Origin of the sequence: Burkholderia sp. SIMBA_062, from assembly GCF_046534765.1 — a bacterium.
Lineage (GTDB): Bacteria > Pseudomonadota > Gammaproteobacteria > Burkholderiales > Burkholderiaceae > Burkholderia > Burkholderia ambifaria.
In genome coordinates, this window is record NZ_JAWRYD010000275.1 from 1 (window position 1) to 271 (window position 271).

Sequence of the window (271 nt, forward strand, 5' to 3'; positions counted from 1 at the left end):
CCCTATATACCCAGAATAAGGCTGGCCTGTGGAAGCAATGGTATACCCCGCAGATTCACTGGGCTGAAAAATACTTAGAGGTATGATGGTTGATATGGCAACTTTAGCAAAATGCATTCTTGTGGAGAATTTGAAATTCCATCCGTTGTTCAATAAGTAATTACCAAAAATATCAATGTTATGGGATTTGGTGGTATTGTCATTCCCCGCCATCGAGGCCCAGTAATCTTTTCCTGTAAGGAGGTCTTTCATTTTAATACGTCCGTCATTG

General features: G+C 40.6%; 1 protein-coding gene. It reads right to left on the minus strand.

Going from position 1 to position 271, the window contains the following annotated elements; translation table 11 throughout:
- Positions 1–252 (minus strand): hypothetical protein (locus SB786_RS36340; RefSeq protein ID WP_410731594.1); only part of this gene is annotated, 252 nt, incomplete at its 3' end.
- Between the last annotated feature and the right edge of the window lie 19 nt (positions 253–271).